The 15,866-nt window shown below is 38.6% G+C and carries 14 protein-coding genes; 8 read left to right on the top strand and 6 right to left on the bottom strand.

The features are described 5' to 3' along the window. The first annotated feature begins 63 nt into the window (after positions 1-63). A complete protein-coding gene (locus FNN08_RS00195) occupies positions 64-1,482 on the top strand; it encodes an aldehyde dehydrogenase family protein (protein ID WP_143582627.1) in 1,419 nt (472 codons plus the stop codon). Positions 1,483-1,492: 10 nt separating this feature from the next. Beyond that, on the top strand, positions 1,493-2,449 hold the full coding sequence (gene speB / locus FNN08_RS00190) for an agmatinase (RefSeq protein ID WP_143582626.1): 957 nt from the start codon (positions 1,493-1,495) through the stop codon (positions 2,447-2,449). 102 nt (positions 2,450-2,551) lie between these two features. Here speB and FNN08_RS00185 read toward each other — a convergent pair whose 3' ends face one another. Continuing rightward, positions 2,552-3,430 carry a LysR family transcriptional regulator gene (locus FNN08_RS00185; RefSeq protein WP_143582625.1) on the bottom strand — a complete coding sequence of 293 codons (879 nt, stop codon included), beginning with the start codon at positions 3,428-3,430 and terminating at the stop codon, positions 2,552-2,554. Positions 3,431-3,527: 97 nt separating this feature from the next. On the opposite strand from FNN08_RS00185, the gene FNN08_RS00180 reads away from it, so the two are divergent. Continuing rightward, positions 3,528-3,962: a PACE efflux transporter gene (locus FNN08_RS00180; RefSeq protein WP_143582624.1), complete on the top strand. Its 435-nt coding sequence runs from the start codon at positions 3,528-3,530 to the stop codon at positions 3,960-3,962. A 78-nt stretch (positions 3,963-4,040) separates the two neighbouring features. On the opposite strand, the gene FNN08_RS00175 is transcribed toward FNN08_RS00180, so the two are convergent. Then, a complete protein-coding gene (locus FNN08_RS00175; RefSeq protein WP_143582623.1) occupies positions 4,041-4,331 on the bottom strand; it encodes an ArsR/SmtB family transcription factor in 291 nt (96 codons plus the stop codon). Between the two features lie 106 nt (positions 4,332-4,437). On the opposite strand from FNN08_RS00175, the gene FNN08_RS00170 reads away from it, so the two are divergent. Then, positions 4,438-5,352 (top strand): permease, encoded by a 915-nt coding sequence (locus FNN08_RS00170; RefSeq protein ID WP_143582622.1) that lies wholly within the window; start codon positions 4,438-4,440, stop codon positions 5,350-5,352. Positions 5,353-5,403: 51 nt separating this feature from the next. Here FNN08_RS00170 and FNN08_RS00165 read toward each other — a convergent pair whose 3' ends face one another. Next, entirely contained in the window at positions 5,404-5,928 is a 525-nt protein-coding gene (locus tag FNN08_RS00165; RefSeq protein ID WP_143582621.1) for an NADPH-dependent FMN reductase, read from the bottom strand. Between the two features lie 148 nt (positions 5,929-6,076). On the opposite strand from FNN08_RS00165, the gene FNN08_RS00160 reads away from it, so the two are divergent. Beyond that, a complete protein-coding gene (locus tag FNN08_RS00160) occupies positions 6,077-6,976 on the top strand; it encodes a LysR family transcriptional regulator (protein ID WP_143582620.1) in 900 nt (299 codons plus the stop codon). 5 nt (positions 6,977-6,981) lie between these two features. Here FNN08_RS00160 and purU read toward each other — a convergent pair whose 3' ends face one another. Beyond that, positions 6,982-7,842 carry a formyltetrahydrofolate deformylase gene (gene purU, locus FNN08_RS00155; RefSeq protein ID WP_143582619.1) on the bottom strand — a complete coding sequence of 287 codons (861 nt, stop codon included), beginning with the start codon at positions 7,840-7,842 and terminating at the stop codon, positions 6,982-6,984. Between the two features lie 154 nt (positions 7,843-7,996). After that, a complete protein-coding gene (locus tag FNN08_RS00150) occupies positions 7,997-9,289 on the bottom strand; it encodes an NAD(P)/FAD-dependent oxidoreductase (protein WP_143582618.1) in 1,293 nt (430 codons plus the stop codon). A 234-nt stretch (positions 9,290-9,523) separates the two neighbouring features. Between FNN08_RS00150 and FNN08_RS00145 the strand changes: the two genes are divergently transcribed. Beyond that, positions 9,524-11,020, top strand: a complete 1,497-nt coding sequence (locus FNN08_RS00145) for an aldehyde dehydrogenase (protein WP_143582617.1) — start codon at positions 9,524-9,526, stop codon at positions 11,018-11,020. Between the two features lie 316 nt (positions 11,021-11,336). Further along, on the top strand, positions 11,337-13,769 hold the full coding sequence (locus tag FNN08_RS00140; protein WP_143582616.1) for a TonB-dependent receptor: 2,433 nt from the start codon (positions 11,337-11,339) through the stop codon (positions 13,767-13,769). 74 nt (positions 13,770-13,843) lie between these two features. Here the strand turns inward: FNN08_RS00140 and FNN08_RS00135 are convergent, their stop codons facing one another. Beyond that, positions 13,844-14,392: a cupin domain-containing protein gene (locus FNN08_RS00135; protein ID WP_143582615.1), complete on the bottom strand. Its 549-nt coding sequence runs from the start codon at positions 14,390-14,392 to the stop codon at positions 13,844-13,846. 156 nt (positions 14,393-14,548) lie between these two features. Here FNN08_RS00135 and FNN08_RS00130 point away from each other — a divergent pair, with 156 nt between their 5' ends. After that, positions 14,549-15,835 carry an NAD(P)/FAD-dependent oxidoreductase gene (locus FNN08_RS00130; RefSeq protein WP_143582614.1) on the top strand — a complete coding sequence of 429 codons (1,287 nt, stop codon included), beginning with the start codon at positions 14,549-14,551 and terminating at the stop codon, positions 15,833-15,835. Positions 15,836-15,866 lie beyond the last annotated feature (31 nt).

Raw genomic sequence — 15,866 nt, 5'->3', positions numbered from 1 at the left:
TGTTGGCCCTAGTGCCACAACTGTTTTTTTATTTTATACCTCCAACATCTCGAAGAAAATATCATGAATAACTTAAATAAATTTTATATCAATGGCGCATGGGTCGATAATCATGATGGTGCAAGCCTAGACGTGATTAACCCTGCGACTGAACAAGTAATATCGCAAGTTGCTTGTGGTACTAATGAGCATGTTGATATCGCTGTTGCTGCTGCCAAGGCAGCTTTCCCTGCATGGTCGAATACCCCTGCAGTTAAGCGTAGTGAAATCATTAAGAATATTGCTAAAGAAATGACTAAGCGCCAAGATGAATTAGTTACAGCGATTTCTTCGACTATGGGTTGTCCAGAGCATATTGCCGGCTGGTTGCATGTTGAAGGGGCTATTTATGCAATGGAACTATTTGCTGATCATACCCAAGTTACTGAACAAGTAGAAAAGGCCGAAAAATGTATCATTGTTAAAGAAGCCATTGGTGTTTGTGCTTTTATTAACCCTTGGAATTTTCCTTTACATCAGTTTATCGGCAAAGTTGGTGCGGCATTATCTGCAGGTTGTACCATGGTTGTTAAACCAAGCGAGCAAACGCCTACAGCTGACTTCATCATGGCTGAAATATTAGAAAAATGTGGTGTCCCTAAAGGGGTATTCAACTTAGTACCGGGAACTGGTCCGGTGGTTGGTGCACAACTTTCTAGTCATCCTGATGTTGATATGGTTTCATTTACCGGCTCAACTGGAGCAGGCATTAAAGTGGCACAAGCTGCCGCTCCAACGGTTAAGCGAGTAACTCAAGAGCTTGGCGGTAAATCAGCATTAATCATTACTGCAGATGCCGACTTACAAACTGCTGTTACCTACGGTGTTGAAGATGTGATGCTTAATAGTGGTCAAAGCTGTAATACTCTTTCAAGAATGTTAGTACCGCAAGCTTTGTATAATGAAGCGGTTGCGCATGCAAAAAGTGTGGCAGAGAACTTAACTGTTGGCATGACTGAAAGTGATTTCTTGGGGCCGTTAAGCTCTAAATCTCATCAGCAGAAAGTATTAAGCTATATACAAATAGGTTTAGATGAAGGTGCGCGTTTGGTTTATGGTGGTACTGATTTCCCTGAAAACCAAACATCAGGTTTTTATGTAAAACCAACTATATTTGCGGATGTAACCAATGACATGCGTATTGCCCAAGAAGAGATTTTTGGTCCGGTATTATGTATGATCCCGTACAAAACATTAGATTCGGCGATTACTATCGCCAATGATTCACCTTTTGGCCTGTCTTCAGCGGTATTTGCTAAAGATGATGAAAGTGCCATTGCTATTGCGCGCAAAATTCGGAGTGGCCAGTGCATGATCAACGGTGGTGAATTTAATTATCATGCCCCATTCGGTGGCTATAAACAATCTGGTAATGGTCGAGAGTTCACCGCAACAGGTGTTGAAGAATTCTTAGAAACTAAAGCCATAATTACGTGTACATAAGGTAAGTAACATGACAGAACAAAATTTTAATCAGCCATTAGGTGGTAATCAAATGCCGCGCTTTGGTGGCCCGGGTACCATGTTTCGTTTACCAAGCAGTGAATTAGATGCAAGCCTAGATATTGGCATTATTGGTATTCCACTAGACATAGGTGCTAGTAATCGAAGTGGAACTCGCTTTGGCCCAAGATCAGTTCGTAATGAATCTGTTTTAGTACGTCCTTACGGTATGTATACCAAAGCGGCACCATTTGATAGTTTTCAAGTTGCCGATATTGGCGATGTTGCTATCAATACATTTAACTTAGCTGAGTCGATTAAGATCATCGAAGCTCACTATGATGAGATAATGGCAAAAGACATCAAGCCAGTTAGTGTTGGTGGTGATCATACAATTAGTTTACCTATTTTACGTGCCTTATATAAAAAGCACGGCACTATGGCTTTAGTACATGTTGATGCACATGCAGATATCAATGACAGTATGTTTGGTGAAAAAGAGTGCCACGGTACAATTTTTAGACGTGCTATTGAAGAAGGGTTAGTTGACCCTAAAAAAATGGTGCAAATAGGTCAACGTGCTACTGGTTATAGTTCTGAAGATTTTCAATGGGCAATTGATCAAGGCGTACGAGTAGTACAAGCAGAAGAATGCTGGTTAAAATCATTAACACCTCTAATGAGCGAGGTACGTGAATTAATTGGTGAGGATACCCCAACTTATTTAACCTTTGATATTGATGGTATCGACCCAGCTTTTGCCCCTGGTACTGGTACGCCAGAGCCTGCAGGTTTAACATCTCCACAAGCGTTAGAAATTATTCGAGGAATGCACGGCACTAACCTTATTGGAGCAGACTTAGTAGAGGTATCACCTCCTTACGATACTACAGGTAATACTTCTTTATTAGCTGCCAACTTAATTTTTGAAATGTTGTGTAGCTTTCCAGGCTGTATCCGCCGATAAACTGTAGACATACTTGGATATTGCTACTTGAGTTATTCTTATCTGATATAGGGATAATTAAAGTAGCGATACCAGTTCTACTCAAGATCGATTAGCGTGTATTTAGTCTAACAATCCTTTTAATTGTTCATATAACCAAGTTAACGATACTCCCATAGCCCTATTTTTTTGAGTAATGCAATCGATCGGTGGACTCCATGGTTTATGATCAAAGCTAAAATTGAGCTTTTTTAAGTCTTGTTCTGAATGATTTTTTCCCACCATATGTTCAGGAATATAGGCCCAACCCAAACCTGTCTCGACTAATGTTTTTATCTCATGAAAATTGTTAGCGTACCAGTGTTCAGCCCCAAAGGTTGGTAGTTCAGTTTTTTTACTTTGCTGAAAATCTTTAAATAAAATTTCTCTATGTGGAATTAAATCTCCTGCTTTTACGGTTTCAAGCATGGCTAGTGGGTGAGATTTTCTACAAACGCCATAAAGCGGTAGATTACCTATATAACAAAGCTCAATCTCTCTTAAAAAGTTAGGATCTGCAAACATGAGGCCTATATCAGCAGAGCCATTGGCTACCATTGTTGCAACTTGACTGCTTTCTATAGTCATTAAGTTAATACGGGTAACTTTAAATTTTTCACTAAACTGTTTAAGTATATCTGCTAGTTTAGGCAACATTAAGGCGCTATCAATAGCAAAGGTTACTTGCGGTTCCTCTGCTTTGTCTATTGCTGCCGCAGCACTTAATAATTCTTCATTTTGACGTAATATTGCTTTTGCGTAATCTAACAATCTTAACCCTTCAGGGGTTAAAGTAGGTTTTCTTGTGCTACGGTCAAATAAACTAACATTTAAGTCTATTTCCAAATTAGCTATGCCTTGGCTAACCGCCGATTGCACTTTTCCTAAATGTTTTGCACAAGCACTAAATGATCCTAACTCATCAGTTAAAACCAGCATTTTTAGTTGTTCAGGGTTCAGCATAGTAAAACTCTTGTATCAATAAATGTGATAGTTACTAACTTTAAAGTATCATATATATGAATATAATTGCGTTTTATTTATTGATCATTTCTAAACTATGACGACTAAAGAACGAATTTTTCATGCGCTTTTATTTGAGTTAACGGCTATTTTATTATTGGTCGCTTTAGCTACATTTGTCAGTGAAAAAAGCCTGCCCAGCTTAACCGGTTTAGCTGTTGTTATTTCTACCATAGCAATGCTTTGGAATTATATTTTTAATATATTCTTCGATCGTATCTTCACCGGAGCACGCATTAATCGTACAACTAAAATCAGAGTGATACACAGCTTAGCATTTGAATTTGGACTAGTTATTTTCACTGTACCTCTTATCATGTGGGTGCTTGAAGTGAGTTTGTTGAAAGCCTTAGTTATGGATTTTGGCGCTGTTATCTTTTTTGTAATTTATACCTATTTATTTAATTTACTCTATGATTTGATATCGCACCGTTTGCAGCAAAAGCCTGTTGAAAACTTACCTCAAACATAATTAATTCAGAAATTTTATAGCGCTGTTGACCAACTTGGTTTGAACCCTTCTATCATCAACCACTTGCTTTAATTGTATTTATTGTTGGTCAATACAACATTCATCTTGCAAGAATGAGAGAACTGATTGTAGTTTTTCATATTCAACTACACAATAAAGTGTTCGGCCTTCACGGCGCTGCTTAATAAGCCCGGCCGAGGCTAAACTAGAAATATGGTGTGATAAAGTTGAGCCCGGTACGTTTAACTCTTCTTGTACAGCACCAACAGCTATGCCTTGGTCTCCTGATTTTACTAAGCGTTTAAATATAGCTAATCGAGTCGGGTGGCCTAATTCTTTTAAGGCTTTGGCAATAATTTCAATATCCATAACATTCTCACTTACTAGTTAATAATTCGATATTACTAGAAATATATTGACAAGGGAATGTATTTCTTTATAATTCGACAAATCTAGAAATACCGAGATTTAAGTTATGACTATTAGCACTGAAATGATCTTCGCAACATTAAACATGTTTGCCTTTTTAGCAGTCGAACTAACTCTACTGTTTTTACTTATTAGCTACCTTGTTGGCGTACTTCAGGAATACATTCCACCAAGTAAAATTCAAAGCATACTGAGCAGTAAAAATGGCAAAGGCTATATTATTGCTAGCTTTTTAGGAGCAATTACGCCTTTCTGTTCATGTTCTACCATCCCATTCTTAAAGGGCTTACTTAGTGCAAAAGCTGGTTTTGGTACCATGATGGTATTCTTATTTGCCAGCCCATTACTCAACCCAATAATCATAGGTTTATTCGCAGTAACATTTGGTCTTAAAGTGACGGCTTTCTATTTTGTTATCGCTATGGGCGTATCGGTTGTAGCAGGTTATCTATTAGAAAAATTAGGTTTTGAAAAATACATTAAAGCAGAAGCCTACATAGCCCCAGAGTCTAGCGGTTGTGGCTCAAGCTGCGCTAAAAGTGGCAAGCCGATTAGTAAGTGGGCTCGTATTTGGAATACAACATGGGCAGATTTTAAGAAAGTTTTACCTTACTTAATTGGCGGTATCGCAGTGGGTTCAATGATATATGGTTTTATGCCTACCGAATTTGTGGCAAACATTGCCAGTGAAGATAACCCATTAGCAATACCAATTGCAGCAGTAATTGGTATCCCACTTTACATACGTGCTGAAGCAGTAATTCCATTAAGCGCAGCATTGGCTGCCAAAGGTATGGGGTTAGGAGCGGTAATGGCATTAATTATTGGAAGTGCAGGGGCAAGCTTAACTGAAGTAGTGTTATTAAAATCTATTTTTAGAAATCAGATGATAATCGCTTTCTTAACCGTAATTCTATCGATGGCAGTAGGTGCGGGTTTCTTATACCAATTTATCTTTTAATTGGTAAGAATAAATAACGCCACAAGGGCTGTGGCGTTATATAAATTAAAGTTATTTTAATTGTTGGGCTGCTTGTTGTAGTTGCTCTAAAATTTCTTGGTTAGTAATGGCATTAGTTTCCATATCGAAATTGTCGTAAAAACTTGGTATAGATACTGAAGCTTTTACATCGGCGGCAAAGTATGGTGCTGAACCAGTTGCTGCAGCTAATACTGTTGCAGCACCACCAGGTCCTGGTGAAGTAGCTAGCATCAGCATAGGTTTATTTTGGAACACCTTCATATCAATTCTTGATGTCCAATCAAATAAATTTTTATATGCTGCAGTGTACGAACCATTATGCTCAGCAAAGGCAATAACGATGGCATCGGCAGCGCCAAGCTTCTGGTAAAAATCTTTAGCTTGTTGAGGTTGACCTAATTCTTTCTCACGATCTTCACTGAAAATCGGCATTTCATAATCATTAATATCTAAAACTTCTACTTGCGCATCTGCAACTAGGTTGGCAGTGAAAGTTGCTAATTTTTTGTTGATTGAGTTTTTGCTGTTACTTGCAGCGAATGCTAATACGTTCATGATAATACCTTCTCGTTGGTTGATGGAGATACTATACATATATTCTTTATGATTATTAATACATTAAATTGATAATAATTGTTTCCATATGACAGTGAATTGTTATTGGTTATACTGTATTTATCTCAATAATGGCAAGGTATAACCGTTGGTTAATAGTAAATTATTTGATGGCATAGTGATCTTTACTCAGGTTATCCAAAATGGCAGTTTTTCAGCCACAGCGGAAAAAACCGGGCACTCAACATCACATATAAGTAAAACAATTACCAAGCTTGAAGCTAGGCTAGGGTTACGTTTAATTAACCGAACTACTCGCTCTATTGGTCTTACGCCGGAAGGAAAGGTATTTTATCAACAGTGCGAGCAAATGATTGAAGACGCTACTCAAGCATTAGAAGGTCTGAATTTAGGTAACAGTAAACCGAAAGGGCTGTTGAAAGTCAGTTGTCCGGTTGCGTTTGGTGAAACTTATTTACAACCGATATTATCTAATTATTTATCTCAATATCCAGATGTTAAATTGGAACTGGATTTTAATGACCGCAAGGTAAATGTGATTGAAGACGGTTTTGATTTAGCTATAAGAGCGACAAATCAACTGGCTGAATCGAGTCTTATATGCCGTAAAATTCATACCAGTAAAGCTTATGTCGTTGCCTCGAAAGCCTACCTTAAACGCTTTGGTAGGCCAAGATCTCCACAAGATCTTATTAATCATCAATGTATTTGTTATAGCAATTTAAAAGCGCCAAATAGGTGGGAGTTTGTTGATACCAACAATAATAAATCTCAAGTAGATGTAGAGCAAACTATCCTATGTAATAGCTCGCAAGTGGAATTACAAATGGTACTTGATGGCCATGGAATATGCCGACTCCCTGCATTTTGTATGGAAGCTGAGCTAGCAAGAGATAATCTAGAAATCTTATTTGCAGACTACGTTACCCCCGAAATAAATGTTTATGTGATTTACCCAAGTAAGAAACATTTATCACCTAAAGTGCGAAGTTTTATCGATTTATTGGTCGCCCAGCTACCTGATTAATCATATTAAGCAAACACAATCGTTTTATTGTTGTGTACTAAGACACGCTCTTCTAAATGATTTCTTAGACCGCGAGCTAAAACGTTTTTTTCAACGTCCTTACCAAGGCGCACCAAGTCATCAACAGTATGGTAATGGTGCACTCTAGCTATGTCTTGATCAATAATTGGCCCGGCATCTAAATCTTGGGTGACATAATGGCAAGTAGCACCAATTAGTTTTACGCCGCGCTCTAATGCTTGATGATACGGCTTCGCTCCCATAAATGAAGGCAAAAAACTATGATGTATATTAATTACCTGATTTTGATATTTTGCACACATCCACGGCGGTAAAATTTGCATGTAACGCGCAAGTACAACGGTATCGGGTTGGTATTGATCAATTACCTCTGAAGTTTGGTTAAATGCTTGTTCTTTTCCTGTAGCGTCTTTTGGCACTGGAATATGAAAAAACGGTATACCAAACCATTCAACGTACTCTTTTAAGTCTGCATGGTTAGAGATAACACATGGGATATCGAATTCAAGCTCACCACTTTTCCAACGATATAAAATATCTTTTAAGCAATGGTCTATTTTACTAACCATAAGTAGCACTTTAGTTTTCTTACTGGTATCGGTTAAGCGCACATTCATGGCGTATCGCTGTGCAATAGGCGTAAACAATTCTTCAAAGCCTTTACAATCCATGCGTAACGTACTCGGGTCGATAACATAACGCATATGAAACATGCCGCTATTGGCATCACTAAATTGGTGTGACTCGGTAACGTTGCCACCATGGCCGGCAATAAAGCCACTAACATCGGAAATAATGCCAGGCCTGTCGGCACAGGATAATGTTAAGCGGTAAGAATTTGTCATAGAATGCCTTGTGCTAAAAGTTTAAAACTGAATTTATACTTTTAGCACAAGAGCTTTATGATGTGCTAGTAGAGAGTGACCCTAACAGGAATTTTATTAAGTACAGTTTAGTATTAACTAAAATATTTACTTCTATACCTAGTTAAAATGAGCATTAAAAACCTAATGCATCTCGGAGTCCATAATACCAAGCACCCATCATAGTAAATGGCACTCTAAATAACCGCCCGCCAGGGAATGGGTAATGGGGTAAATTAGCAAATACATCAAAACGAGTGCTATCACCATGAATTGCTTCGGCTAATAGTTTACCTGCTAAGTGTGAGGTGTTAACGCCGTGGCCACTGTAGCCTTGGGTATAATAAACATTTGCACCTATGCGGCCAAGTTGCGGTAAACGGCTCAACGTTAATAAGAAATCGCCACCCCAAGCAAAATCAATTTTATAGTTGGCCATTTGCGGAAATATTTTATCCATGTGCGGCTTTAAAAAGCGTTCGATGCTTGCGGGATCGCCACCACCATAAGTAACTCCGCCACCAAATAATAAACGGTTGTCGGCAGTTATACGGTAATAGTCTAATTTGTAGTTAACATCTTCAACACAGTACTCTGACGGAATTAAGCTTTTAGCTAATTCTTCAGGCAAAACTTCTGTAGTAACTATCTGAGTACCACACGGCATAGACTTTCTTGATAACTTTGGCTCTAAATTACCCATATAAGCATTACCAGCTAAAACCACTTTAGTTGCGGTAACGCTACCTGAATCAGTTTTAACAATAGACTTTGTGGTATCAGCTTGTTGAACTTCGTCAATATTAATTACTTTTGATTGCTCAAATACTTGGCCGCCAATAGAGGTTAATGCTGCAGCTTCACCTAGAGCTAATTTAAGCGGGTGAATATGGCCACAATGTTCATCAACTAAACCACCAACATAAGCCTCGGTATTAACGATTTTAGCAATACCACTTTTATCAATTAAAGATAATTTTTTATTGCCGTGCTTTTCCCAAAGCTGTTTTTTAGCAGCTAATTCATGCATTTGCTTTTCAGTAAATGCAGCAAAAAATCCGCCATGTTTATAATCACAATCAATGTTGTAGCGTTTTATTAAGTCGCGGATACAGTCAGCACCCTCAAATGCCATAGCTCCTAAAGCATTGGCAGTATCACTACCATAATGTTTTTCAATATGGTCGATATCACGACTAAAACTATTGACCAGTTGCCCGCCATTACGACCTGATGCGCCAAAACCAATCTTACTGCCTTCAAGTAACACCACGCTATAGCCTTTTTCTTGTAATGCAATTGCGGTTGATAAGCCACTATAACCACCGCCCACAACACAAATGTCAGCTGAAATATTTTCAGTTAGGCTTGGGTAGTCAATATCTCTGTTAGACGAAGCAGCGTAATAAGAATCTGGATAATTAGTCATGAATTACTCATTAGTTATAGGGTTATTTACTAAAAATATTTACTTAATAATAAATATTGGTGTTTTATATATTGAACGTTTTTGCTGATATTATGCTAATTAATGGCAATTTTAAACAAAAATATTCGAGATGATACGATAGGTTAAGGATTTAAGTGTAAAATATATTGAATTTTACTATGCTATTCGCTAGTTTAGCTAGATTAAATTATTTTCACATTTTTGGAGTTTTGCATGAGTCAGCAAGATTTAGCCTATTGGCAACAACAGGCAGAGCAGCTTTCAATCGAAGGTCGAGCATTTATCAATGGTAGTTATGTTGACGGGGCAACTAAACAGCAGTTTGAATGCATAAGTCCAATCGACTCTAGAAAACTTAGTGATATTGCAAGCTGTGATAGCGCCGATGCTGATATTGCTGTTGCTGCTGCGCGAGCAGCGTTTGAAAGTGGTGTTTGGGCTAAACAAGCACCAGCGCAACGTAAACAAGTAATGCTTAAGTTTGCCGACTTAATTGAGCAACACCAAGAAGAGTTGGCATTACTTGAAACACTAGATATGGGTAAACCTATCTCACATGCTTTAGCTGTGGATCTTGGCGGTACGTTACGCTGTATTCGCTGGAGCGCTGAAGCAGTCGATAAAATTTATGATGAAGTAGCACCGACTCCTGACAACGAATTAGGGTTAGTTACCCATGAGCCAATTGGTGTTGTTGCGGCAATTGTACCTTGGAATTTTCCATTAAATATGGCCGCTTGGAAAATTGGCCCAGCGCTTGTTTCTGGTAATAGTGTTATTTTAAAACCTTCAGAAAAATCGCCACTTACCGCGATTCGTATTGCCGAGCTTGCTAAACAGGCAGGGATCCCTGATGGCGTATTTAATGTATTACCAGGCTTTGGTCACACTGTAGGTAAAGCGTTAGCACTGCATAACGATGTCGATACTTTAGTGTTTACTGGCTCAACCGGTGTAGCTAAACAATTAATGGTTTATGCTGGCCAATCAAATATGAAACGAGTTTGGTGTGAAGCTGGCGGTAAGAGTCCTAATATAGTTTTTGCTGATGCGCCTGATTTAGATACTGCGGCACAATCTGCAGCGTCTGCTTTTTGTTTTAACCAAGGTGAAGTATGTACCGCTGGAACTCGCCTGCTCGTAGAAGCAAGTATCAAAGACGAGTTTATTGCTAAAGTTAAAGAAGCCATAAAAATATGGCAACCGGGAAATCCACTCGATCCAAACACAATCGTTGGCGCTATTGTTGATAAAGTACAGCATGAACGTGTGCTCTCTTATATTGAAAAAGGTCAACAAGATGGCGCTGCTTTATACGCAGGTGGTGATAAAGCTCAGCCAGTAGAAAATGGTTTTTATATCAACCCAACTATTTTTGAAAATGTCGATAACTCTATGGCTATCGCTCAAGATGAAATCTTTGGTTCTGTGCTTTCGGTTATAACTTTTGAAACTATGGAGCAAGCAATTGCTATTGCCAACGATAGTGACTACGGTTTGGCTGCAGGTATATGGACCAAAGATTTATCAAAGGCACATAAAATGGCGAAAGCAGTACGAGCTGGTTCTGTGTGGGTAAACCAATGGGATGGTGGAGATATGACTGCGCCATTTGGCGGTTTTAAGCAGTCTGGTAATGGCCGTGATAAATCTTTGCATGCATTTAAAAAGTACACTGAAGTGAAAGCTACTTGGATGAAGCTTGATTAAAACGCTGTAAAATAAAATTAACGTAATATGAGATAGGAGGCTTTGGCCTCCTATTTTTTTATCTGTATTTTACTAGCGTATATTTAAAAAATAGTTATTTATTTCAATTGCATGAATGATTTTGGTGCATGTGCGCACAGGATCGGGGAGCTATTTAAGGGAAAATATGAACGTAGAATAAAATTCACACAAATTTAACAATACTGTTTGATTTATTTTACGCGGTGTGTATTATCGAAGTAAGCAATAATTAAAATACAACGCTTTATTAATAAAATAATAACATTAAAAAAATATTTTAGGGAAGTTACACGCTATGAACTATCGTAAATCCATACTGTCTTTAGCAGTGGCATCAGTGCTGTTACCTAGCTTTGCTTATGCTGAGCAAGAGGAAGAGAAAAAAGATGAATATGAAGTTATCGTTGTTACCCAAAAACGAGCTCAATCATTAAAAGAAGTACCTGTATCGGTTAGTGCTTTTAATGAAGAATTCATTGATGATTTTAATATTGGTAATGCGACTGATTTATCAAAATATACACCAGGTTTAAATGGTGGCACATCAAACGATAGCTTTGTTGATACGATAGGTATACGCGGTATTGTAACTCAAGATTATGGTATCGGTGGTGACCCTTCTATTGGTTTATACCAAGATGGTGTATATCAAGGTCGAAGCGGTGGTGCTATCTCTAGTTTTTTTGATATCGCTCGTGTCGAGGTAACTAAAGGCCCGCAAGGTACTCTATTTGGTCGTAACGCGGCGTCAGGTGCTATCAGTATTTATACCAATGAAGCGGTTGATGCTACCGAAGGTAGTATTGAGCTTGGCGTTGGTAGCGATAACTTAACCGAAGCTACCGGTGTTTTTAATGTTGCGTTAACTGATGATTTATTTGTGCGTGTGGCAGGTTTCCACTCGGCAGAAGATAGCCACGTAGAGAATATCGGTGGTTCAAAAATGCGTGATAAAGAGATCACGGCATTTCGTGCAACCATGACTTATGAAGGCTTTGATGATACAAAAATTCGTTTAACTGCGAACTATGAAGACCGTGATATGGATGGTGGTATTTACCGCTCAATTTGGACTGAAGGTCCTGATGATGCAATTTCTTCTGATTTAGGTAAAGACAGTAAAGATGTTGCTGAAGTAGAAAGCCTTACATTAGATATTACTCACGATTTTGGTGGCGTAATTTTTACCTCGCAAACTGCTCTTAAAAATTATACTTGGGACTACGTCGAAGATTACGATGGAACAAGCTATGCCTTTGGTAACTACTCGCAAGTAGATGACACCGAATACGTTAGTCAAGAATTTCGTTTAAATTCAGATAACGATTCTGATATCTACTGGTTTATTGGTGTGTCTGTTTATGAAGAAACAATCGACTCGCAATTTTATAATGAATACGACGACGATGAATTTTGTTCATACCTACCTTACTTTGAAGAGTGGGATGAGCCGCTATCAAATATAACAAGCGATCCAGGAGCGTATTACACTGACTGTCATGAGTTTATGGTTGATGGCTGGTATGGCTTAGATCCGGTTGCAGATGCTGCTGAAATTCAGATGTTAGTTGATGATGAAGAAATTCCAGCTCCTGGAGATGGTGTTGACGGCGTTCGAGAAGAAACCTTTGCTCGCGGTACCAATAGCGGTTGGGGTATTTACGGTGATGTGACTTGGTCAGTGACAGAGAAAACAGATATTACTGTCGGTGCTCGTTACTCATACGATGAAAAAGAATTTGGTTTAAATAACCCTGAGCCAGATGGTTGGTTAGGCCATTACTGGATCACTGGTGCGCACACAGATGGCGAGTGGATCGATGATGAATCTGACTGGTCTGAATTTACGCCTCGTGTTGCAGTAAATCATCAGTTGACTGACGAAGTAAATATTTATGCTAACTACTCTCGCGGTTATAAAGCCGGTGGTTACAACACCTTCTCATTCGATATTAACTATATGGATTGGACCGGTTGGGATGCGGATGAAGAGTGGTTTGATGAAGAGCCTGATGGCGTAGTTGATGAAACCGATGAAGAGTATTGGGCATCTGAGCTATATGGTGGAGCCTTGCCTGAAGGTAGTGGATTAGCATCGTACGACCCTGAGATTGTTGATAGCTATGAAATCGGTATGAAAGGTGATTTCTTAGATAACGCTTTACGTGTCAATATTGGTGCTTATTACTATGACTACACTGACTTTCAAGGTACTTTCCCTAATGGTGGCGGTGTAATCATTAAAAACATTGGTGAAGCTGAAGGTAAAGGTGTTGAGCTAGATGTTACTTACATGGCTACCGATAACTTACGCTTGTTTATGTCTTCTGCATACCAAGATACCGAGGTTATTGAAGGCGAGAGCGAAGCAGGTGTATCTATTGCAGGGCAAAGACTAGATGGTCCTGAATTAAGCGCAGCCTTCATTGGTACTTATTTTTATGAGTTATCTGCAGGTATCGACATGTCTATGCAAGTTTCATACGCATGGCAATCAGAAACTGGTACAGATGAATTCATGGGCGGTAGTGATTTAGTATCACAAGATTCATACGGTTTACTTGGTGCACAGCTGGCCATTGAAGGTGAAGCTTGGAGTGTATCTGCTTATGTAGATAACATTACCGATGAAGTCTACTATGAAGATGATGTTGTAGATACTGGCTATAACCACTTTGGTATTGGACAAGGCACTAATGGTGGCGTTAAAGTTAAATATAACTTCTAGTTTGTTGTCGTTGTTTAGCTAATAAAAAACCTTTACTGAGCTCAGTAAAGGTTTTTTGTTTTATAGACTAGAGACTAGAAATTACCAGGGGTAGTAGCACTAACAATTTTACAAATTTTATTTGATATATTACGAAAACGGTGAGGTTTATTGTTATCGAAATAGTAGCTGTCATTTTTTGATAGCATAAAGACTTCGGAGCCAATAGTTAACTCAATTTTACCTTCCAATACTAAGCCACCTTCTTCAGCATCATTTTGCAGCATCTCGGTACCTGTGTCAGATCCTGGCGGGTAGGTTTCAACTAAAAATGTCATTTGCCTACGCGGAAATGCTTTCCCAACTAATTTCATTGCTACATCACCAGTACCAATATCCATTAACTCTTCAGGGGTATAAACAACTTGTTGAGTTTTTGGTTGGTTTACTTCTTCAGCAAAAAAATCCACTAAAGAAATAGGTATGCCATTAAGAACCTTTTTTAGCGAACTAATTGATGGACTAACACTGTTCTTTTCAATCATTGAAATAGTGCTGTTAGTCACGCCTGCGCGTTTGGCTAACTCTCGCTGAGATAGGTTGTTAAGAATTCGAACTTCTTTCAATCTTATGCCTACATCCAATTGAATTTCCTCAGTTTTAAAAGCGATATAGTGATAAATATATAGGTGTTCATAATATAAAGCAATGCTGTTCAGTATATTGCATGCAAGTGTTGGAATATTAGATTATATAGGCTAATATCGTTTGATATATTTTACAATATTGTTTGGTAACTTATGACAGCAATTCATACCAATGACTATCCAGAGTCTTATTATTTTTCCTCTGTAAATAACAAAACTGACTATCCGACTTTAACTGAATCTATCGATGTTGATGTGTGTATTGTTGGTGGTGGCTTTAGTGGGGTTGCTACAGCACTGGAATTGGCAGAGCGCGGCATAAAAGTCGCTGTGCTCGAAGCCAATAAAATTGGTTGGGGTGCTTCGGGTCGAAATGGCGGGCAACTGATCCGTGGCATTGGCCATGACTTAGAAGCGTTTAGAAAATCAATTGGCCAAGAAGGCATTGATGCAATAACAGCTATGGGGGTTGAGTCGGTTGAAATTGTTACTAACCGAGTAAAAAAATACGCCATCGATTGTGATTTAACCATGGGCTATTGCGATTTTGCCAATAAAAGCAAACATGTTAAATGGCTTGAAGAAAGTTATCAGCAGCTAAAGCAAACTAACTATCCGCACGCGATCAAATTACTTGATAAAGACCAAGTTCAACAAAATGTCATTGGCTCGGCCACAGCATTAGCAGGGTTAGAGGATATGGGCAGTGGTCACTTGCATCCACTCAATCTTTGTTTGGCTGAAGCTAAAATTGCCAGCGATCTTGGCGCTCAGTTATTTGCTAATTCTAAAGTAATCAAAATAGAGAAAGGCGAAACCAATGTTATACATACTGAACAAGGTCAAGTTCGTGCAAAAAAATTAGTACTAACAGGTAATGCGTATATTGAAGGACTAGAACCTAAATTATCAGGAAAAATACTGCCAGCAGGCAGTTACGTTATTGCTACAGAGCCTTTATCTGAAGAAGTCCACAATAAATTACTGCCAGGAAACCATGCTGTTTGTGACCAACGTGTGGCGTTAGATTATTTTCGATTATCTGCTGATAAGCGTTTGTTATTCGGTGGCATGTGTAACTATTCTGGACGAGATCCTAAAGATATTAAAGATGCTTTATACCCGAAAATGTTGAAGGTATTTCCACAGCTTAAAGGTATTAATATTGATTATAAATGGGGCGGGATGATTGGTATTGGTGCTAATCGTTTGCCACAAATTGGCCGCTTGCAAACTAATGTTTATTACGCGCAGGCATATTCAGGCCATGGCGTAAATGTGACTCATATGGCCGCTAAATTACTCGCTGAAGCGATTACCAATGAAAGCTCTCGTATTGAATATTTTAATCAAGTTAAGCACATTACTTTCCCGGGAGGGAAATACTTACGTTCACCGCTGCTAGCACTCGGGATGCTGTATCATAAAATGTTCGATTAATGGTTTAGTGCTTAGGCTAGATGAGGTATGT

Origin of the sequence: Thalassomonas sp. M1454, from assembly GCF_007097525.1 — a bacterium.
GTDB lineage: Bacteria > Pseudomonadota > Gammaproteobacteria > Enterobacterales > Alteromonadaceae > Thalassotalea_A.
Note: the sequence above shows the minus strand (reverse complement) of the source record. Positions and strands in the feature narration are given on the sequence as shown.